24 protein-coding genes are annotated in these 20,861 nt (G+C 36.1%); 3 read left to right on the forward strand and 21 right to left on the reverse strand.

Annotated features, from left to right (window positions below):
• Positions 1 to 17: 17 nt before the first annotated feature.
• The 3 genes from tnpB to mtaB form a co-directional block, all read right to left on the reverse strand.
• Complete coding sequence (gene tnpB / locus MKZ17_RS14575) at positions 18 to 371, reverse strand: IS66 family insertion sequence element accessory protein TnpB (protein WP_340722997.1); 354 nt, start codon at positions 369 to 371, stop codon at positions 18 to 20.
• Positions 368 to 562 (reverse strand): hypothetical protein, encoded by a 195-nt coding sequence (locus tag MKZ17_RS14580; RefSeq protein WP_340722996.1) that lies wholly within the window; start codon positions 560 to 562, stop codon positions 368 to 370. Before MKZ17_RS14580 ends, tnpB begins: the two co-directional genes overlap by 4 nt.
• 204 nt (positions 563 to 766) lie before the next feature.
• Entirely contained in the window at positions 767 to 2,116 is a 1,350-nt protein-coding gene (gene mtaB / locus MKZ17_RS14585) for a tRNA (N(6)-L-threonylcarbamoyladenosine(37)-C(2))-methylthiotransferase MtaB (RefSeq protein ID WP_340724458.1), read from the reverse strand.
• Positions 2,117 to 2,332: 216 nt separating this feature from the next.
• Between mtaB and MKZ17_RS14590 the strand changes: the two genes are divergently transcribed.
• Genes MKZ17_RS14590 through MKZ17_RS14600 form a run of 3 tightly spaced genes read left to right on the forward strand, consistent with a single transcriptional unit; the run spans position 2,333 to position 3,410 of the window.
• Positions 2,333 to 2,557 (forward strand): spore coat associated protein CotJA, encoded by a 225-nt coding sequence (locus MKZ17_RS14590; RefSeq protein ID WP_340724459.1) that lies wholly within the window; start codon positions 2,333 to 2,335, stop codon positions 2,555 to 2,557.
• Positions 2,554 to 2,817: a spore coat protein CotJB gene (locus MKZ17_RS14595; RefSeq protein ID WP_340724460.1), complete on the forward strand. Its 264-nt coding sequence runs from the start codon at positions 2,554 to 2,556 to the stop codon at positions 2,815 to 2,817. The genes MKZ17_RS14590 and MKZ17_RS14595 overlap by 4 nt, the downstream gene beginning before the upstream one ends.
• Before the next feature lie 23 nt (positions 2,818 to 2,840).
• Positions 2,841 to 3,410: a manganese catalase family protein gene (locus MKZ17_RS14600; RefSeq protein ID WP_340724461.1), complete on the forward strand. Its 570-nt coding sequence runs from the start codon at positions 2,841 to 2,843 to the stop codon at positions 3,408 to 3,410.
• Positions 3,411 to 3,505: 95 nt separating this feature from the next.
• Here MKZ17_RS14600 and MKZ17_RS14605 read toward each other — a convergent pair whose 3' ends face one another.
• The 18 genes from MKZ17_RS14605 to MKZ17_RS14685 form a co-directional block, all read right to left on the reverse strand.
• Positions 3,506 to 4,249 (reverse strand): 16S rRNA (uracil(1498)-N(3))-methyltransferase, encoded by a 744-nt coding sequence (locus tag MKZ17_RS14605; RefSeq protein WP_340724462.1) that lies wholly within the window; start codon positions 4,247 to 4,249, stop codon positions 3,506 to 3,508.
• 84 nt (positions 4,250 to 4,333) lie between these two features.
• Positions 4,334 to 5,272, reverse strand: coding sequence for a 50S ribosomal protein L11 methyltransferase (gene prmA / locus MKZ17_RS14610; RefSeq protein ID WP_340724463.1), 939 nt, complete (start codon positions 5,270 to 5,272; stop codon positions 4,334 to 4,336).
• A 19-nt stretch (positions 5,273 to 5,291) separates the two neighbouring features.
• A complete protein-coding gene (gene dnaJ / locus MKZ17_RS14615) occupies positions 5,292 to 6,413 on the reverse strand; it encodes a molecular chaperone DnaJ (RefSeq protein WP_340724464.1) in 1,122 nt (373 codons plus the stop codon).
• A 217-nt stretch (positions 6,414 to 6,630) separates the two neighbouring features.
• Positions 6,631 to 8,478 (reverse strand): molecular chaperone DnaK, encoded by a 1,848-nt coding sequence (gene dnaK / locus MKZ17_RS14620; protein WP_340724465.1) that lies wholly within the window; start codon positions 8,476 to 8,478, stop codon positions 6,631 to 6,633.
• A 111-nt stretch (positions 8,479 to 8,589) separates the two neighbouring features.
• Positions 8,590 to 9,144 carry a nucleotide exchange factor GrpE gene (grpE, locus tag MKZ17_RS14625; RefSeq protein ID WP_340724466.1) on the reverse strand — a complete coding sequence of 185 codons (555 nt, stop codon included), beginning with the start codon at positions 9,142 to 9,144 and terminating at the stop codon, positions 8,590 to 8,592.
• A 22-nt stretch (positions 9,145 to 9,166) separates the two neighbouring features.
• Positions 9,167 to 10,192 (reverse strand): heat-inducible transcriptional repressor HrcA, encoded by a 1,026-nt coding sequence (hrcA, locus tag MKZ17_RS14630; protein WP_340724467.1) that lies wholly within the window; start codon positions 10,190 to 10,192, stop codon positions 9,167 to 9,169.
• Positions 10,193 to 10,313: 121 nt separating this feature from the next.
• Positions 10,314 to 11,456, reverse strand: coding sequence for a radical SAM family heme chaperone HemW (gene hemW / locus MKZ17_RS14635; RefSeq protein ID WP_340724468.1), 1,143 nt, complete (start codon positions 11,454 to 11,456; stop codon positions 10,314 to 10,316).
• Between the two features lie 141 nt (positions 11,457 to 11,597).
• Entirely contained in the window at positions 11,598 to 11,924 is a 327-nt protein-coding gene (locus MKZ17_RS14640; protein WP_340724469.1) for a geranylgeranyl pyrophosphate synthase, read from the reverse strand.
• A 489-nt stretch (positions 11,925 to 12,413) separates the two neighbouring features.
• The gene (locus tag MKZ17_RS14645) at positions 12,414 to 13,940 is read right to left on the reverse strand and encodes a methyl-accepting chemotaxis protein (RefSeq protein ID WP_340724470.1); all 1,527 of its coding nucleotides are present in this window, start codon (positions 13,938 to 13,940) and stop codon (positions 12,414 to 12,416) included.
• Positions 13,941 to 14,251: 311 nt separating this feature from the next.
• The gene (locus MKZ17_RS14650; RefSeq protein ID WP_445326953.1) at positions 14,252 to 14,419 is read right to left on the reverse strand and encodes a transposase; all 168 of its coding nucleotides are present in this window, start codon (positions 14,417 to 14,419) and stop codon (positions 14,252 to 14,254) included.
• Positions 14,420 to 14,556: 137 nt separating this feature from the next.
• On the reverse strand, positions 14,557 to 14,673 hold the full coding sequence (locus MKZ17_RS20620; RefSeq protein ID WP_445326922.1) for a transposase family protein: 117 nt from the start codon (positions 14,671 to 14,673) through the stop codon (positions 14,557 to 14,559).
• Positions 14,674 to 14,833: 160 nt separating this feature from the next.
• Positions 14,834 to 15,700 carry a 2-oxoacid:ferredoxin oxidoreductase subunit beta gene (locus MKZ17_RS14655; RefSeq protein WP_340724471.1) on the reverse strand — a complete coding sequence of 289 codons (867 nt, stop codon included), beginning with the start codon at positions 15,698 to 15,700 and terminating at the stop codon, positions 14,834 to 14,836.
• 2 nt (positions 15,701 to 15,702) lie between these two features.
• Positions 15,703 to 17,436 carry a 2-oxoacid:acceptor oxidoreductase subunit alpha gene (locus MKZ17_RS14660; protein WP_340724472.1) on the reverse strand — a complete coding sequence of 578 codons (1,734 nt, stop codon included), beginning with the start codon at positions 17,434 to 17,436 and terminating at the stop codon, positions 15,703 to 15,705.
• Between the two features lie 454 nt (positions 17,437 to 17,890).
• Positions 17,891 to 18,157 carry a stage V sporulation protein S gene (locus MKZ17_RS14665; RefSeq protein ID WP_340724473.1) on the reverse strand — a complete coding sequence of 89 codons (267 nt, stop codon included), beginning with the start codon at positions 18,155 to 18,157 and terminating at the stop codon, positions 17,891 to 17,893.
• Between the two features lie 119 nt (positions 18,158 to 18,276).
• A complete protein-coding gene (locus MKZ17_RS14670) occupies positions 18,277 to 18,999 on the reverse strand; it encodes a CpsD/CapB family tyrosine-protein kinase (RefSeq protein ID WP_340724474.1) in 723 nt (240 codons plus the stop codon).
• Positions 18,992 to 19,726 carry a YveK family protein gene (locus tag MKZ17_RS14675; RefSeq protein WP_340724475.1) on the reverse strand — a complete coding sequence of 245 codons (735 nt, stop codon included), beginning with the start codon at positions 19,724 to 19,726 and terminating at the stop codon, positions 18,992 to 18,994. Before MKZ17_RS14675 ends, MKZ17_RS14670 begins: the two co-directional genes overlap by 8 nt.
• A 192-nt stretch (positions 19,727 to 19,918) precedes the next feature.
• Positions 19,919 to 20,599, reverse strand: coding sequence for an acetyltransferase (locus MKZ17_RS14680; protein ID WP_340724476.1), 681 nt, complete (start codon positions 20,597 to 20,599; stop codon positions 19,919 to 19,921).
• On the reverse strand, positions 20,589 to 20,837 hold the full coding sequence (locus MKZ17_RS14685; RefSeq protein WP_340724477.1) for an acyl carrier protein: 249 nt from the start codon (positions 20,835 to 20,837) through the stop codon (positions 20,589 to 20,591). The genes MKZ17_RS14680 and MKZ17_RS14685 overlap by 11 nt, the downstream gene beginning before the upstream one ends.
• Between the last annotated feature and the right edge of the window lie 24 nt (positions 20,838 to 20,861).

The raw sequence follows: 20,861 nt of genomic DNA on the forward strand, positions 1-20,861 counted from the left end.
CACTATTGATGATGTAGTTAAAAGACACCTTTTGCAGATTTCGCAATGGCCTTCGGCTGTTGTAAAGATAATCCTTCTAATAACCAGCGCAGTTCCTGTTGTGAAAGGCTTCGCACCTCATTTTCATCTTTTGGCCATTGAAGCTTACCATTATCCAATCGTTTGTAAAGCATGGCAAAGCCATCTCCATCAAAATACAAACATTTATAGCGGTCCTTACTCCATCCTGAAAAGAGAAAAATAGAATCGCTATACGGATCTAATTCGAAAGAATCTTGAACCAGCGTTGCGAGACCATCGATGCCTTTGCGCATATCGGTCTTCCCGCAAATAATATAGATGTTTTGTACGCTCGTAAAATCACGCTTCATCGATTTTTCAGCTCCTTCATAATAGTTTGGATGATGCGTTCATCTACGCCATTGAAGAAAGCTATTTCAGCTACAGCGGTTTTAATCACACAACCTGGTGCAGCATTGTATTGAGAAGAATGAAACGAAGAAGCTTCAGTTGGAAGAGGATCAAGTTTGACGGGAACAATGGTCAATTTGTTTGCGGGCATAAGAATGGCACCTCCTTTGATTGATACGTCTATCGTACCGGAGGTGCCTAGCGCTTTATATGCGTTATTTGATTACGGGCTTACAATAGATATAGCTATTTACCTGAAAATGGAACTATAAATCAAAATAAAACAAAAAACTTCATCATTTTGGCGATGAAGCCAAAACAATGAAGTTTAATAATTTGAGTTGGGATAGCCCATTTATTGAATTTGTTCTTCTAAAACACGTACGAATTGACCTTCATTATACGGGTAGCCAGCTTTCGTAATTTTTACTTTCGTTAACTTTCCGATCATATCTTCTGTACCTTCGAAAATAATTTTTAAATAGTTTGTCGTATAGCCGACATATAAGTTTTCATTTTCGCCATCTTTGAAACGTTCTTCTGGAATTACTTCTAAAACTTCGCCTTCAAATCGTGAAGCATATTCTTTTGCTAATTGGTCATTTAAGCTTATTAAGCGGTGTACGCGTTCATTTTTTACTTCTTCCGTTAATTGGTCTTCCATCCGTGCCGCTGGTGTTCCTGTACGTGGAGAGAATGGGAATACGTGAAGTTCAGAGAATTGGTGATTACGAATAAAATTATACGTTTCCATAAACTCTTCTTCTGTTTCGCCAGGAAATCCAACAATAACATCAGACGTTACGGCTAAATCAGGAAGGGCAACTTTCAATTTTTCTAAACGTTCCGCGAAAAATTCCATCGTATATTTACGGCGCATACGTTTTAATACTGTATCAGAACCCGATTGGATCGGAATGTGTAAGTGATTTACAACAATATTTGAGTTTTGTAATACTTCAATTACTTCATCTGTTAATTGTGAAGCTTCTATTGAAGAAATACGTAAACGTTTTAAACCTTTTACTTGTGATTCTAAATCACGTAAAAGTTGTGCTAAGTTGTAATCTTTAAAATCTTGTCCATATCCACCTGTATGAATACCTGTAAGAACGATTTCTAAATAGCCAGCATCGACTAATTGCTGCGCTTGTCGAATTACCTCTTGCGGATCACGAGAACGCATTAAGCCACGCGCCCAAGGAATAATACAGAATGTACAGAAGTTATTACAACCTTCTTGAATTTTTAAAGATGCACGTGTACGGTCTGTAAATGCAGGAACATCTAACTCTTCATATACACGGTTTTTCATAATGTTACGTACTGCATTGATTGGTTGGCGCTCTTCACGATATTGTTCAATATACCCTAGCATTTTTTCGCGATCTTGCGTACCTACTACAATGTCTACACCTGGAATTGCCATAATTTCTGCTGGTGATGTTTGCGCATAGCAACCTGTTACACAAATAACCGCATCAGGATTTTGACGAATCGCACGGCGGATTACTTGGCGAGATTTTTTATCACCTGTATTTGTTACTGTACAAGTGTTTATAACGTAAACGTCTGATTGGTGATCAAAATCAACACGCTCATATCCTTGTTCTTTAAATAATTGCCATATAGCTTCTGTTTCGTAATGGTTTACTTTACAACCTAAAGTATGGAAACTTACGACTTTTGATCGCTCGTTACTCATAATATATATCATCCTTTCAATATTACGGTTAAATACAATTTATCAACGCTTTTTATAATAGCACAAATAGATATCATGGGCCTAACTTTTTAGTTCGGCTCCTTTAAACTGGCAGACCCGCTCATGCTCTTTTATAAAATAAATTTACTTTTGTAATTAATACTTTTTTTATGCATATCATATACTCTTAAATTTATTGTCTGAAAGGAGGATAATTTGTTTACACAATATAAGTATTGGTTTCCTTATATTAGCCCAAATGATCCGTGTCCCCCTATCAAAGTTAAGAGTTATGCGACGCCACCCCAATTGTATATCGGCTTTCAACCACCTGGATTACCCCAATTCCAAACACCAAAAGAAGCTCTTATGGCTGGCACTTTATGGCCTCAGTTAGTTAGTCCTTATCCAAATCCTGAAAAAGAAAGGGATGACATGTGAATAAAAAGATGCCCCCTGAATTTTATACACTTCTGGAAGAAATACAGGCAATCGATTTTGTTATTGTCGAATTAAATTTATATTTAGATACACATCCTGAAGATTTTGATGCCATTCGGCAATTCAACGATAATACTCAGAAAAGTATGGAATTAAAAATCCAATTTGAACAAAAATTTGGACCTTTAATGAACTTCGGTAGAAGTTATTCTAATTACCCCTTTAATTGGATTGAAACTCCTTGGCCATGGCAAGTCTAACTAATAATTAGGAGGTAATTAAATTGTGGTATTATGAAAAAAAACTACAATATCCTGTGAAAGTTAGTACATGTAACCCGACGCTTGCTAAATATTTAATTGAGCAGTATGGCGGTGCAGATGGTGAATTAGCAGCAGCACTACGTTATATGAATCAAAGATACACAATTCCAGACAAAGTAGTGGGATTATTGACCGATATAGCTACGGAAGAGTTTTCGCATTTAGAAATGATTGCTACGATGATTTACAAATTAACAAAAGACGCAACACCACAACAATTAAAAGAAGCTGGTATTGGCGAGCATTATGTAAATCATGATAAGGCGTTATTTTACCATAATGCTGCAGGTGCACCGTTTACTGCAACTTATATTCAAGCTAAAGGTGACCCAATCGCAGATTTATACGAGGATATAGCAGCAGAAGAAAAGGCCCGCGCAACATATCAATGGATCATTGATATGTCAGACGATACAGATCTAAATGATAGCTTAAAATTTTTAAGAGAAAGAGAAATCGTGCATTCTTTAAGATTTAGAGAGGCCGTTGAAATGTTAAAAGAAGATAAGGATACTCAAAAAATCTTTTAAACTAAAATAAACGGCTTGAGCCCTATTAACAAAGCTCAAGCCGCATTAACGTACTTTCATTTTACGAATTTGATGCTTATAAAATTTAACATTGATTACTCAAATTCATATGAAATTGCTGATAATGCATAAAGGGGTGCTGTTTCTGCCCTTAAAATTCGCGGACCTAAAGACATCGTTTGTGCACCTGCTTCTAGCATTGCTTTCGATTCTTGGCGAGAAATACCGCCTTCTGGACCAAATATACATAAAATATTTGTGGCATTTCTTGCTGCAACATGCTTTAGCTTATCGGCAAATTTTGTACGTTCAGCCATTTTTGCATCTTCTTCATCTGCTATAAAAATGGCATCAAATTCCGCAAATTTTTGTACTAATTGTTTAAAGCTAATCGGAAAATTAATATCAGGTACATGCGTACGATGAGATTGCTCCGCTGCTTCTTGTGCAATTTTTTGTAGGCGTTCTTGATTTTTCTTCCCCTTTTTTTCATCCCATTTTACAATGGAACGTTCAGCTGCAAAGGGTAGTAAAGCATACATACCAAGCTCTGTCCCTTTTTGTGCGATTAGTTCTAATTTATCACCTTTAGGAAGACCACAGGCAATCGTAACTTGAATCGGCATCTCGGGCGAAGGAATTATTTTACCTGTTGGACGTGCAAACACTTCTTGCTCAATTGCTGAAATTTCACAAATATGTGCTTCATTATTGTGTACGACAATAATTTCGTCACCTACAATCATACGCATTACTTTACTAATATGGCGTGCATTATCATCAGTAATGATAAATTCTCCTTGTTCATTTTGTTGTTGCTTCACAAAATAACGCTGCATTCCCTTCACTCCTTCATAATATGAAAACAACAGCTGCTATTGGCAGCTGTTGCTTCACCTCGTGCTTTTTATGCAAGAAACACTTTATGGGCGTCTTGAAATAATTGCCACCCAGTCTTCCATCATTAATACTTCTTCAATGATAAAGCCGGATTGCTCAAGTGTTACCTTTACTTCATCTTTTTTGGCACCGATAATCCCTGAAGTGACGTATAGTCCTCCTGGTTTTACGATTGAAAAGGCATCGTCTGTAAATGACATAATGATTTCCGCTAAAATATTTGCAACAACTACGTCAGCCGGTTCTTTTACAGTATCTAGTAGATTACCATGGAAAACTTCTACAAGATGATCCATTTTATTTAAAGCGACATTTTCCCGTGCAGCTGTTACTGCTACTTCATCTAAATCAAGTGCGTGAACACTTTTAGCTCCAAGCATCGCTGCGCCAATTGAAAGGACTCCAGATCCTGTACCTACATCAACTACCGTATGCCCCTCTTGAATTACTTTTTCTAGTGCCTGTAAACACATAACCGTAGTTGGATGTGTCCCTGTACCAAAAGCCATACCTGGATCTAGTTCAATAATTAGTTCATCCGTACTTACTGGTTTGTAGTCTTCCCAAGTTGGCACAATTGTAAAGCGTTCAGAAATTTTTACTGGGTGGTAATATTGCTTCCAAGCTGTAGACCAATCCTCTTCATCTACTTCACATAGTGTAAGTACGTTTTCACCAATATTAATATCGAAATTTACAAGGTTAGCTATTGCAAGTTTAATTTCTTCAATCGTTTCAGCTAAAAAACTTGATGCAGATAAGTAAGCTTTCACAATGACACCTGTTTTTGGGAAATCCTCTGGGTTTAATGCATAAATTTCACCAAACTTATCGATTCTTTCCTTATCTAATTCCTTTGAATCCTCAATTACAACGCCACTTGCGCCTGCTTCATGTAAAATGTTTGTTATCGCATCTACTGCTTCATGTGTCGTTAAAACTGAAAGCTCTGTCCATTTCACTTGCAATTCACTCCTTTAATTAATCGCCTTTAATTTTTTTCTTAATTTTATCAAACAGTGAACTTCCTTGTTCTTCAGGAATATCGCCACTAATTTCAGCAAATTCTCTTAATAATTGCTTTTGCTTTTCTGTAAGTTTTGAAGGTGTTACTACTTTTACGATGACATATTGGTTCCCCATACCATAACCATGTACATTTTTTACACCTTTATCTTTAAGGCGGAATTGTGCACCTGATTGTGTACCTGCAGGGATTTTTAATTTAACTTTCCCATGAATTGTTGGCACTTCAATTTCATCACCGAGTGCAGCTTGTGGGAATGTTAAATTTAATTCATATAAAATATCATCGCCATCGCGCTCGAAATATTCGTGCTTACGAATCGAGAAGATAATGTATAAGTCACCTGCTGGACCACCATTAAATCCTGCTTCACCTTGACCTGCTACACGTAATTGTTGACCGTCATCCACACCTGCTGGAATCGTAATTTTAATTTTTTTCTTTTTCGTTACGCTACCCACACCTCGGCATGATGTACATTTCTCCACAATGATTTTCCCTTGCCCGCGGCAACTTGGACAAGAACGTTTATTGACCATACGGCCGAATGGAGTATCCACCGCCTGGTTAATTTGACCAGCACCATTACATTGTGAACATGTTTGTGGTTGTGTACCTGGTTTTGCACCTGAGCCGTGACAAGTATCACAAGTTTCTTCTTTAGGAATTTCAATTTCTGTTTCTTTGCCAAATACCGCTTCTTCAAAGGAGATATTCATACGGAACTGAAGATCGTCCCCTTTGCGTGGGGCGTTTGGGTCTTGACGTCGCCCACTTCCTCCAAAGAATGAACTGAAAATATCTTCGAAGCCGCCGAAGCCGCTACCACCGAAGCCACCTCCACCAAATCCAGCATTTGGATCTTCATGACCGAATTGGTCGTAGCGCGCACGTTTTTGATCATCAGAAAGTACTTCATATGCCTCTGCAACTTCTTTAAACTTTTCATCGGCGCCTTCGTCTTTGTTTAAATCTGGGTGATATTGTTTAGATAATTTACGATACGCTTTTTTAATTTCATCTTTGCTTGCACCTTTTGCTAATCCAAGCACTTCATAGTAATCGCGCTTACTCATTGTTCACTCTCCGCTCTTTTTACATAACGTCTATTTTAACATGTTAAAAAAATGATGTATAGATTTTGCTCTACACTTCTATTCTTGAATCATTCGTTTTCTTTTTGGCGCACATAGTTTTACGATGTTACACCTTTACATTTTCACTTGCATATTTATTTAAAATCAGCAAAAAGCCAAAGCCGCAAGCGGTCTTTGGCTTTTTTATTAAAACAAATTATTTATCGTCTTTTACTTCTTCGAAGTCAGCATCAACGACACCATCATCTTTTTTACCAGCGTCTGCGCCACCGAAGTCAGCGCCTTCTGCTCCACCTGCTGCTTGAGCAGCTGCTGCAGCTTGCTCGTATACTTTCATTACTAATGGTTGTAATACGCCTTCTAATTTTTCTTTTGATGATTTAATTCCTTCAAGCTCACCCTTTTCTAAAGCTGCTTTTAATTCATCACGCGCATCTTCTACAGATTTCTTTTCGTCCTCTGTAATTTGCTCACCTAAATCAGTAATTGTTTTGTCAACTTGGAATACTAATTGATCTGCTTCGTTACGTAAATCTGCTTCTTCTTTACGTTTTGCATCCGCTTCAGCATTTGCTTCTGCGTCTTTAACCATGCGCTCGATTTCTTCTTCTGAAAGACCAGAATCAGATTGGATAACAATTGTTTGCTCTTTTTGTGTACCAAGGTCTTTTGCTTTAACTGATACAATACCGTTTGCATCAATGTCGAATGTTACTTCGATTTGTGGAATACCACGTGGTGCTGGTGGAATATCAGATAATTGGAAGCGACCTAATGTTTTATTGTCAGCTGCCATTGAACGTTCACCTTGTAATACGTGAATGTCTACTGCCGGTTGGTTGTCTGCAGCTGTAGAGAACACTTGTGATTTTGAAGTTGGGATTGTTGTGTTACGATCGATTAATTTCGTCATTACGCCACCCATTGTTTCGATACCTAATGATAATGGTGTTACGTCTAATAATAATACGCCTTGAACATCACCTGCTAAAACTCCACCTTGAACAGCAGCACCCATTGCTACTACTTCATCTGGATTTACACCTTTATGTGGCTCATGACCAGTTGCTTTTTTAATTGCTTCTACTACAGCAGGAATACGAGTAGAACCACCTACTAAAATTACTTTATCTAATTCTGAAGCTGAAAGACCAGCATCAGATAATGCTTGACGAGTTGGAACGATTGTACGTTCAACAAGATCACGAGTTAAATCATCAAATTTCGCACGAGTTAATGATACTTCTAAGTGTAATGGACCATCAGCACCTGCAGTAATGAATGGTAATGAAATTTGAGTTGAAGTTACACCCGATAAATCTTTTTTCGCTTTTTCAGCTGCATCTTTTAAGCGTTGCATTGCCATTTTATCTTTAGATAAGTCAATGCCATTTTCTTTTTTGAACTCTTCTACTAAGTAAGCAATGATTTTATCATCAAAGTCGTCGCCACCAAGTTTGTTATCACCTGCTGTTGCTAAAACCTCGAATACACCGTCAGCTAATTCTAAAATAGATACGTCAAATGTACCGCCACCTAAGTCGAATACTAAGATTTTTTGGTCAACATCTTGTTGATCTAAACCGTATGCTAATGCTGCAGCTGTTGGTTCGTTGATAATACGCTCTACTTCTAAACCTGCAATTTTACCAGCATCTTTTGTTGCTTGGCGTTGTGCGTCGTTAAAGTAAGCTGGAACTGTAATTACTGCTTTCGTAACTTTTTCGCCTAAATAATCTTCGGCGTAACCTTTTAAGTATTGTAAAATCATTGCTGATACTTCTTGAGGTGTATAGTCAGTGCCATCCACTGTTACTTTATCATTAGTACCCATTTTTGATTTAATCGAAATAATTGTGTTTGGATTAGTTACTGCTTGACGCTTTGCAACTTCACCAACTTGTTTTTCACCATTTTTGAATGCTACTACTGAAGGAGATGTACGGTTACCTTCTGGATTTGGAATTACTTTTGGTTCGCCGCCTTCTAATACAGATACGCAAGAGTTTGTTGTACCTAAGTCAATACCGATAATTTTGCTCATAATTCGTTTTTCCTCCTATTATTCAAACACGAATACTCGTGCTTATTTCTATAATTTGTATATGATGTTATGCCATACTTTGCACTAAGTATGGCAAGCAAAGTAAATTCATTATTCGTTTACAGATACCATAGAAGGACGTAATACACGATCCTTTAATTGATACCCTTTTTGTAATTCGCGTAGTACAATACCTTGTTCTTTTTCACTGTCTTGCTCTTGCATAACCGCTTGGTGGAAGTTAGGATCAAATACCTCTCCTTCTGCAGCAATTACTTGTAAGCCTTCTTTTTGAGTAGCTGTTAGCAACTGTTGGTAGACCATTTCAACACCTTTGTATAATGACACTGCTTCTTCCGTTGTTACTTCAACTTGAAGTGCACGGTCTAAATTATCCATGACTGGTAATAGCTCCGTTAATAAAGCTTGTGCACGATACTTTTCAGCTGCTTCACGATCTAGACGACCGCGTCGAGCTAAATTATCATAATCTGCACGTAAACGAATGTAACGTGCTTCTTCTTCAGCCAACTTCTCTTCAAGTTCTTTTATTTTTTGTTCATTTTCATCTAGTACTACTTCTTGCTCTAAACCTTCTGTTTCTGCTTGTGGATCTTCTGTCGTTACCTGCTCTAACTCTTCGTTTGTTTTCGTTGTTTCTGTCACTTTATTTCCTCCTTAAAGCACTTTACTTCTGTCGATCGAAAAATGCTTGCGATAAGCTGTTACGCATAACTTCCAACAATGTTACAACACGCTTATAGTCCATTCGTGTAGGACCAATAATTGCAATTGCACCTTGTTGCTCCTCACCTACTAGGAATGAAGCAGTAATAACACTACAATTTTCCATTGCTAAATTGTTATTTTCTGAACCAATCCGAATTTGAATATCAGAGTTCTGTTGATTAAATAATCGCTGTACTTGGCTTTCTTTATCTATTAAATCCATCAGCATACGCATTTTATTTAAGTCATGGAATTCTGGTTGGCTCAGCATATTCGATTTACCACCATAGTATATTTTACCTTCCGATTGCCCTGTTGAAATAGAGCGTAAAGATTCAATAATGGATTCGGACGCATTGACATGTTGTTTCAGCACAGATAATGCCTCTGTTTCTAATTTTAAAGGCAAATCATGAAGCGGAACGCCAACTAACCGATCATTTAAAATATTGACCATTTTTTCTATTTCTATTGGACTAAAGCCAGGTGGTAACGTTAATGCACGATTTTCTACATGTCCATTATCTGTGACGATAATAGCAACTGCTGTTTGATCCGAAAGTGGAACAATTTGAAATTTTTTAACCCTATGTTTTTGAACATCCGGACCAAGCAATATCGTTGTATAAGAAGTCAGTTCCGATAAAATATTTGCCGATTCTCTTATAATTTGCTCCGCTTCGAATATTTGCTTCTCAAATAGTGAATGAATTTGCACTACCTCATTCGCCGTAATGACTTGAGGGCGCAATAAATGATCTACATAAAAACGATACCCTTTTTCTGATGGAACTCGTCCCGAAGACGTGTGCGTTTTTTCTAAAAAGCCTAGCTCCTCTAAATCTGCCATCTCATTTCGAATGGTAGCAGCACTATACGTAATGCCCTCTTTTTTAGACAACTGACGCGAACCAACAGGCTGAGCAGACATCACAAAATCATCTACGATTACTTGTAATATTTGTAACTGCCGATTTGTTAACATCATTTTCACCTCTGTTAGCACTCGTTTATGAGGAGTGCTAATATATTATATAAATTAGCAAATCTCTAAATTGATGTCAATGAATTCATCCGATTTTCACCATAATTTTTTCATCCGATTATTATTCAACTAAAAAGCGCTGAAATACTTCGTTTCCGACAAATCTACCTTGTCGAGTCAGACGAACTCCAGCATCATCCACTTCTAGCAACTTTTCCTTACAAAGTTTTTCAAAGGTTGTATCATAAATTGATGCCATCGTTTGATCGAATTTCCGTTCAAACTCTACGTGCGTCACTCCTTCAGCTTTACGCAATCCTAAAAACATTTGCTCCTCTAATTTTTCTTCTTTTGTTACAGTATGTTCATGTATAAGTGGACGACATCCTGTCATCACTGTTTCAATATACTTTTTTATAGGTCCAATATTTGAATAGCGCACTCCTTGAAGATAGCCGTGTGCACCTGCACCAAAACCAGCGTATTCATCATTATCCCAATAAATTTTATTATGTGTAGAGGCAAAACCATTATGTGCAAAATTACTTATTTCATATTGTTGGAGTCCATGTGCTTCCATTTCATCCATAAGTACACTATACATAGCTGCCTCTAAATCTTCCGTAGGCAATATAAGCTTTCCTTTTGCATACTGAATATAAAATATTGTCTTTGGCTCAACTATAAGTGAGTAAGCTGAATAATGAGGTAAATTTAACGCAAAGGCTTTTTGTAATGTGTCCGTCCACTGTTCCATCGTCTGTCCCGGTAAACCATACATTAAATCAATACTTATATTTTTAAAGCCAACTCTCTTCGCATTTTCAATTGTTTCGTACACATGATCATTCGAATGTGTTCTTCCGATTTTCTGTAAAAGCGTTTGATCAAACGATTGAACACCCATACTTAATCGATTTACACCGCCATTATACAATGCTTGTAGCTTTTCTACGGTTAATTCATCCGGGTTTGCTTCACTACTAAATTCTTTTACGTTTGACATCGGAATATGTTTCACAATAATTCCCATTAATTTATCAATTTGTTCAGCAGAAAGCGCAGTAGGTGTTCCTCCACCTAAAAAAATAGTTTCAACTTCCGTAAAAGCTTCCGGCATTTGTCTTACGACCATTTCCATTTCTCTACCGAGCGCCTCTATATATTCATCAACAGGCTGATTTTTAAAAAACACCTTATTAAAATCACAATAATTACAAATTTGATGACAAAAAGGAATGTGAATATATACACCTCTAGCCATTAAAATCACTTCCCTTTATTTAATTCAATGTACTCTTCCATTTTATCTGTTCTCCATTAAAAAACAATTAATATGAATAAATGGACAAAACAAAAAAACCGTCCTCAAAATTTGAGGACGGAAAAATAATTAGGGAATAAATTAAACTGTAAAAATGGATTGTTCCTTATTTACCATCATAACTAAGTCAATGGCATTTAATTCAGGTAATTTTTTCGAAAAAGTTTTCGCTTCTTCAATCGTTTCAAATTGGAAAGCATCTAGTTCTTTTATTAATTCGTATTGTTCTTCAACTAAACGAATCATATAAAGTCTTACAGTTGGGCAGCATCTCTTTGAATCATCTAAGTTTTCACCTGCTATAACAATACCAACGTCAGCACTATTTTTACTAATAATTGTTTCAATAATATGTAATTCATCAAGTACAAACCATTCTGGCAAATTAAGCTGAATTTGATTATTCATATACTTCATCTCCTAACTGAAATTTTCATTTTTTTGAAATCACCATTGGAACACATACTTACACCTATCGCTATTTCCCTAGTTGAAATTATCTACCTCTGTTTACTAACGGCTAAATACAAGTACATTTTATTAATATATTTATATTTTTTCATCTACGACTTACTAATGTATTTATTCGTTATCTTAATTGTACTACAGTCAATAATTTATTAAAAGCGTCATTTTTAAAAAAATTCTTAACATTCTCTATTATATTTTAGGTAATATCTATTATTACATAAATTAACATAAAAGTATATTTACTAATTACACTATATTAATAGGAACAATATTATATCGTTTTTTTATTGTTAATCGTGATAACATAACAAATTATTATCAAAACGATTATTTACCAGTATTATAATATAATTATATTTTTTCGATTTTATTAACTTTTTTATGTAATAAAAAAACTCCAACGATTAAATCGTCAAAGTTTTATTGTTACATACGAAATTTTTCAACTGTATAGGATAAGGACCGCATATTTTTTGCAATGCTACGAATTTCTTCATAAATATCTGCAGTCGCTATTTTTTGTAATACAATTTGTTCTTGAATTTGATGCATTGAAGCTAAATTTTCTTCTGAACGTCCACTTAACTGCATCGAACTTTGTGCAATAGTATAAGTATGCTTAGTCATATCGTGCATAATTTCTGTCACTTGCTCCATTTGAGGACTAATTTGCTTTACTTGTTCCGAAATTTCACGAAACCTAGCTGCACTATTAGTTGTTGCTAAAACGCCCTTTTGTACGGACTCCATAGCCTGACCCATATCACTTGTAGCACTATCTGCTTTCTGCTGAATTTCATAAACGATTGTTGCAATAGATTTCGTAAACTGTTTCGATTGTTCTGCAAGTTTTCTAACTTCATTTGCCACAACGGCAAAGCCATTCCCATGTTCTCCTGCGCGTGCTGCTTCAATCGATGCGTTTAATGCTAATAAATTCGTTTGATCTGCTACAGACTGAATCATTTGAACCGCTTTAGAAATATGCATCGATTGTTCGTTCAAGATAGAGATAGTTTCACTCGTTTTTTGCATGGCAATCTCTACATCATGCATTTGTATTAAATTTTGTTCAACTATATTTTCTCCATCTACTGCTGAACGAATTGTTTCACGCACAAAATGATCGACGTGATCCATGCGATTTGATATTTGAGCGATGCCTGATGCTACTTGCTGTACAGATGCACTATTTTCAGTGAGTTGCGTAGAAGCAAAATGTAAAGAGTCCGTCATCGACTCAGCTTTTTTTAATATATGTATTGCACCAGACGTTATTTGCTCAGAATTTATTTCTAACTGTTGATTTGCTTCGGTTGCGGATATTGTATTTTTTCTTACTGTTTTAAGTAGTTCCTTAATATCCGATACCATCAAATTATAATATTTCGTTGTCTCACCTAATTCGTCCCTTGCCGTATATGTTGCATACTTTGTTAAATCCCCCTGTTGTGCTAGTCGAAAGAGCTCCTTTAATTCACGTGTGGGCTTATTGATCGAGCGAATCGCTTGAATACCAAAAAATAAAATTAACACCATTAAAATAATGGAAATTGATAATAGCAGCTTGTAGCCAAATGCAATGTCTAGTTCATGACTTTTTAACTTGTATTCTGCGCGTTCCAATACATATTCATTTATTTCATTTATGAGCGCAATCGATGGACTTTCTTTTAGTGCTTTCGCATAATGCTCCATTTTCGAATCAAATGCATGTACCCGAATATATTCCACTTGTTCAGTCGCTATTTCATTTGTAAGAAGGAATTGATTTTGCAGGTCATAAAGATAATGTGTCAGTACTAATTTTTGTTCATACATGATCGTTGTTTCATTTTCCATTTTGCGTAAATAGTCCATACTAAATACGGTTAATATGATGTTAGATAAAATACAAACTATCATTAAAACTGCTAATCGATCATTCACTTTAATCGCCTGACGAAAACGCACCATAAATACCCCATTTATACTTATTTTGGATTAAGTATAAAAAAACCGTGTAAATCTAAATACCTAATATTGTTAATTAAATGTAAAAAATGGTTCTAAGTAAAATGTTGGGGTAATGTCATAATGTTTCATCAATCGGCACTACCTTTTTGTTTTTTCTAAACAAGTCCGTTGATTTCCATTACGGGCGGACGCTTTCCGCGGGCACGGCTCCAACTAACTACCAACGGGATGCGTCCCGTTGGTAGTGGATTTTCCGCACGTGCTGTTCCCGCAGGAGTCTGCCTCCCTCCATTCCAATCAACTCTCTGTTAACCAAGGTGTATACCTACTTCTTTATATACTCTACTTAAAAGTACTTTTGCTTTGAAGTGTTCATACTTCCTAAATCCAAATGCATGACGCTTGATGACTTTTGAAGTGTTATTAATGCCCTCTAAAAAACCATTTGAATAGCCAAATGCGTAACGATTTAAAATCTCTACTTGTCAATTTTAAATGTCTTAATTGCTTTTAATAATGCCTTGTTTCCGCTTTCCTCTACCTTGCAGTAAAATGCTTCTAAACCAGCCTTTACTTCTGTTATATCTTTCGTCACTTTTGAATCTCGTTGCTATTATTTATAGCACTCTTTTTCAAACCACTTTAGATGCTTAATTTTTTGCATACGATAATCATGTACTTTCTCTGTATTATCTCCACAAGCCGGACATGTGTGTTCTCTCTTAAACATCGATATATGAAGCACTATACGCTCCTTGTAACTGCTCACAATTTTCTATGATTACACCTTTTAATCCTGGGATATTCATATAGCACAAATTGAATAGATACCCCAACAAATAGAAAAAAAAATACTATTTTGACGAATAGTCAAAATAGCATTTTTAACATTACATAAATTCTTTTATTAATTGATCGAATTGATCCTCGGATAAGCTAATGTCAATGTCTGTTAATGGTAATTCAGAATAGCCTTGAATCTTATCTTGATAGGATGTTGTTTCCTGATCATGATAAATAATTCCTGTTACTAATCCTTCATTTTTCATAACTGTTTGCATCGCTAGCTCACGGTTTGTATGATCATAGCCTTCAATATCAGCTAATTTTGTTAAATTTTCTTTAAACCATTCATACGTATTTACTTTGTTATATGTTACACATGGTGAGAATACGTTGATGAACGAGAATCCTTTATGATTAAGACCCGCTTCAATTAAAGCAGTTAATTCCTTAATATCTGTCGAGAAGCCTTGTGCTACAAACGTTGCACCACTTGTTAAAGCTACTTCTAACGGCTTGATTGAAGGTTCAATCGCACCACCTGGCGTTGATTTTGTAATGAAGCCTGCAGCGGAACGTGGCGACGTTTGCCCTTTTGTTAAGCCATAAATTTGGTTGTCCATTACTACATACGTAATATCAATATTACGGCGAATAGCATGGATTGTGTGCCCCATACCAATTGCAAAACCATCACCGTCACCGCCTGAAGCGATGACTTTTAAATCTTTATTTGCCATCTTTAAGCCTTGTGCAATTGGTAATGCACGACCATGAATACCGTGAAAGCCATATGAGTTAATATAGCCTGAAATACGACCCGAACAGCCAATTCCTGAAATAACGGCTAATTCATTTGGTTCATAGCCAACATTTGCAGCTGCACGTTGAATCGCAGCTTGCACAGAGAAGTCACCACAGCCTGGGCACCAATTCGGTTTAACGGAATTACGGAAATCTTTAAATGTTGCCATAATTAAATTTCCTCCTTCACTAAGTTTGTTAATTCACGAGGTAAGAATGGTGTACCATCGTATTTTAAGATTGATTTTGTTTTTGTATGTCCGCCAATATTCATTTTCATAATATTTGCTAACTGACCTGTTGCATTATTTTCAACAACGATTACTTTTTTCGCTTTTTCTACTAATGCTGCCATTTCTTCTACTGGGAAAGGATGCACAAGCTTGATGTGCGCATGATTTGCTTTCACACCTTCTGCATTCAATGCTTCTTGCACTTCTTCTAATGCCCCTCGCGTAGAGTTAAAACCTACTAATAATATATCTGCTTCTTCATATGGAGCGTTTACATACACTGGATTTTTAAAGTTTAATGCATCTAACTTTCGCATACGTTTATCCATTTGAGTACGGCGATTTCCTGTTGCTTCTGAAGGTTTCCCTGTCTCATCATGCTCAACACCTGTCACATGGTGAATACCACCCTTTGTACCTGGTAAAATACGTGGTGAAACGCCGTCCTCTGTATTTTCATAACGTTTGAAGTATTCTTTCGTTTCTTCATCTTCGACTTGCGAAACAATTTTGCCTCGGCGAATTTCAATTTTGCTGTAATCAAATGGCTCGACTGACTGTTTACCAAGCGCTAACTGTAAATCAGTCATTACGATTACTGGTAACTGTAATTCTTCAGCAATATTAAACGCTTGAATTGTATCGTAAAATGCCTCTTCCATTGTTGAAGGTGCGATGACTACTTTCGGAATCTCTCCGTGTGTACCATAAAGCATTGCCATTAAGTCAGATTGCTCTTGCTTTGTTGGTAAACCTGTAGATGGTCCACCACGCTGCGTATCAAAAATAACAAGCGGTTGTTCAGTCATACCTGAAAGACCTATTGCCTCCATCATTAATGAAAGACCTGGACCTGCTGATGCTGTAAATGCACGTACACCACCGTAGTTTGCACCGATTGCCATTGTAGCAGCTGCGATTTCATCTTCTGTTTGAATAACTGCGCCACCTACTAAAGGAAGCTTTTTAATCATATACTCCATAATTTCAGATGCGGGTGTAATTGGGTATGCCGCCATAAAGCGAGAACCTGCTGCAAGGGCACCCAATGCTACAGCATCATTCCCAATCATAAACATACGACGCTTTCCATCTGCTGGTGCAACTTCCCATGCACCTACACGATCCCCAATTTGATCACTAATCGCTTCTCGTCCACGTTTAATGGCTTCAATGTTTTTAGCAACAACTTCTTCACCTTTACGACCGAATATCTCATCAACAACGCTTTGGAAAACTTCTTCATTTAAGTTTAAAAGAGCAGCTGTTGCACCAATTGCTACCATGTTTTTCATTAAAGAGGTACCTAGCTCTGCAGCAATCTCCGTAAATGGCACTGCATATAATGGTGCTTTACTATCCTCAGGATTTTTCGGGTCAAATTTTGCATCCGCTAAAATAATACTTGATGCTGTTAATTCTTTGTAGTTTACGTCGATCGTCTCTTGGTCAAATGCCACCAAAATATCTAAATCATCCGCAATGGAACGAACTTCTGTCGGACGTACTGTAATTTTATTATTCGTATGGCCACCTTTAATACGAGAAGAGAAATGACGGTAACCGTATAGGAAGTATCCTAAACGATTCATTGCCATTGAGAAAATTTCACCTGTACTCTCAATCCCTTCACCTTGTTGCCCACCGACTTTCCATGAAAGCTGATGTAACATGTCAACATCTCCTTAAGATTGCTTTTTATATACTAATTGAAGCTTACTTAGCTATGTAAAAACAGCTAATTAGAGATCAATTATGCCTTAACATAATTGCGTTCGAATTTGGGATTTTATGTGCTCAAAGAACACTACCTAATTCATACCATTCGCCATAGGCAATTCCTTTTTCACTAGTGTTTGGTTACATGCGAAAAGGAGTTAAATTTCCTACATTAGTTTAACATGAAGTGTGTACGTGTTCTATTGCAAATGTCATATTGAAACAAAAAATCAGACCTTTGACGGAAACTTTTGTACACAATTTATTTTTTTGTAAAGTACCCTTTTTAATACTAGCTATTTTAAACGACATACTATGTAAAACGAAAGTTATAGAAATTCGTTCCAAAAGAAAAAACACCTGTAAGAAGAAATCTAGCTTCCTCTTACAAGTGTTCATGTTTATGATTTAACGAACTCTTTTTTCAACGAGTAGTTTCAATGCCGTACGATCTTCGCCAGCAATAATAATATCCGCAAAAGCTGGTGCACAAATTAAATCGGTTCCACTTGGTGCTACAAATCCCCTAGCAATTGCTACTGCTTTAATCGCTTGATTCAATGCCCCCGCACCTACTGCCTGCATTTCCGCAAATCCTTGCTCTCGTATGACGGCTACGAGTGCTCCTGCAACAGAATTGGGATTAGAACGAGATGATACTTTTAATGAATCCACAGCTATTCCTCCTCAACTAATACTGCTTCGTTTTAAGACAAAAAATTTATTGCCTGTACGTCATTGTATGCGCCAGTATTCTGAAATAGACTTTTAAAACTGGAACTATTTTTAAAGAATTACTCAACGAAACTATACTCTTCATAATACTTCTGATGACCCGGTGTCATATAATTATTTAACACTACCCCTAATATTTTGGAATGGGTAGTCGATAAAATTGCCTTCGCCTTTTGGACAGCACTTTTTTCAACAACACCCGCATTTACAATTAATATTGTGCCATCGCATTTATTTGCTAAAATTTGAGCATCTGAAACAGATAATAATGGTGGCGAATCGATAATAATTATGTCATAATCCTTCTGTACTTCAAGGACCAATTCATCCATTGCATTTGAAGACAGTAATTCAGATGGATTTGGTGGAATCGGACCACTAGTGATGACATAAAGCCCAACAATAAAAGTCTCTTGAATGGCTTCTTCAATTGAAGCCTTTTTTGTTAATACTTTGGATAGTCCTACTTTGTTGAAGGTTTTAAATGTATGGTGCAACGTCGGTTTCCTTAAATCTCCATCAATGATTAAGACTCTTTTCCCTTCCTGCGCAAATACGACCCCAAGATTAGCCGCATTCGTGGATTTCCCTTCTCCTGGTGTAGATGAGGTAACTAAAATCGTTTTTAATTCTTGGTCCGTCATTGAAAATGTGATGTTTGTACGAATTGTACGAAATTGCTCTAATATATATGATTTCCCCCCAGAAATTGTAACTAGCTTTCGGGCTATTTTTGAATGTTGCAACTTTTTTTTCTTTTTCCTTCTAATCAATTTAAACATTTAAATTCCTCCTAGCTCTCCGGGAAAAAAGGGAAAGTCGCTTTTCCTTTTCTTCAACAATGAAACCTACTACTCCTATAACCGGTAAACCTATAAGTTCTTCAATATCACTCTCGTTCTTTACAGTTGCATCTAAAATTTCTAGTAAAATTGCCACTCCAATACCCAACATGAAACCAATAATTGCTCCAATTGCAATATTTAGCGTCTTGTTTGGTTTTACTGGATTTGGTATATCACTAAGTTTTGCTACTGATAAAATCGTAATATTATCAACACTCATCAGCTTTGGAATTTGCTCTTTAAACACTTCTGCCACCGTATTCGAAATATTAACAGCTAGTTCCGGATCAGAATTCAATACGCCGATGTTAACAACTTTTGATTCACTTTCACTCGACACTGATATTTGATTCATTAATTGTCCTGGGGTCATATTTAACTTAAGTTCTTCAATAACGGGGGTTAAGATGACTGGACTTGTGATGATGACATTATACGTATTAATTAAACGTAGGTCGGTCTCTGTTGTTTGCCATGAATACACTTCCTCAGGACCACTATTTTGATTAACTAATATTTGTGTGTTTGCCTGATAGAGAGGAGTTAGCAGATAAAGACTAATACCGATGGCAATTCCAATACTTAAAATCATTAGTATTATAATTAGTAATAATCTTTTTCTAATAATTTTTGCGATATCATGTAAGCTGATTGTTTCTTCCAATTTTAATGCCCCCTTAAGACAGATTTACTATAAAAGATGCTATTAATTTCATATGAAGTAAACAATCAAATTATTACTTCGACAATTCTGTTAAAAACAAAAATCCCCAGAGTATAAAGCATACTTTGGGAATTCGATTTATAATTTAATTGATGGAATTGGCATCGATCTAACTATAATGATAAGTTAAGTCTACTCTACTTCTATATTAAAGTATCTATAACTCGTTAAAGCCATAGATTTTGCAGGATTTCCCGAATACATACAGCCTTCTTTTGTATTTTTATTGACTACTGCTCCAGAGGCAATGAAACAGTCTTTTCCTATTTTTATAGAGTCATTTAATGTACTATTTATACCTAGAAAGCAGCTTTCCCCTATTTCACATCCACCTGCAATAACAACGTGAGAAGTTATAAAACTATTGTCTTTTATAACTGAACGATGCCCAATATGATTACCGCTCCAAATAATTACATTATTCCCTACTTCAACATGATGCTGCAGGACATTGTTTTCGAAAATAAAGGTGTTTTCTCCAATTTTTACATTTCTCCATACAAACGATTTTGTGCTAATGTATGAAACGATCTCATAGCCTTTATTTTTCACTTCATTATATAATCTAGTTCTGGGTCTATTTAATTTAGTACTATTAATAGCAACAAAAACTTTATACTGATCAGGCGAATACCTTTGATCGATTTCCTCAAAAGGAACTATAGGTAAATCATACAGTGTCTCCCGCTTCAAATACTCTTTTTCAACCGCAAATGCTATGACACGATATGGGGAATCATAAGTAAAATATTCATATGCTATTTCGGCAAATTCTCCATCCCCAACCAATAGTAACAACTCTTCATTTTTCATAGGCAATTACATGTAAATATTGCTTCACTTTATCTATTACATCTTGAAATATTTCAGTATCTTGGAAAATTTCTATAGGTAGTTTGGCATTAAACTTCTCCTCACAATATGAAACTAAGTCCATTCTTGTTAATGAGTCCCATTCTTCAATATTGTCTAAACGCGTATCCATTGTTAGCGTACCTTCTTTTAATTCTAAAATGTCTTCACATAACGCTATAAATTGCTTTAGATTCATCTATTAGCCCCCCACATCTACTAA

The sequence above is a fragment of the Solibacillus sp. FSL R7-0682 genome, assembly GCF_038005985.1.
Classification (GTDB): Bacteria; Bacillota; Bacilli; order Bacillales_A; family Planococcaceae; genus Solibacillus.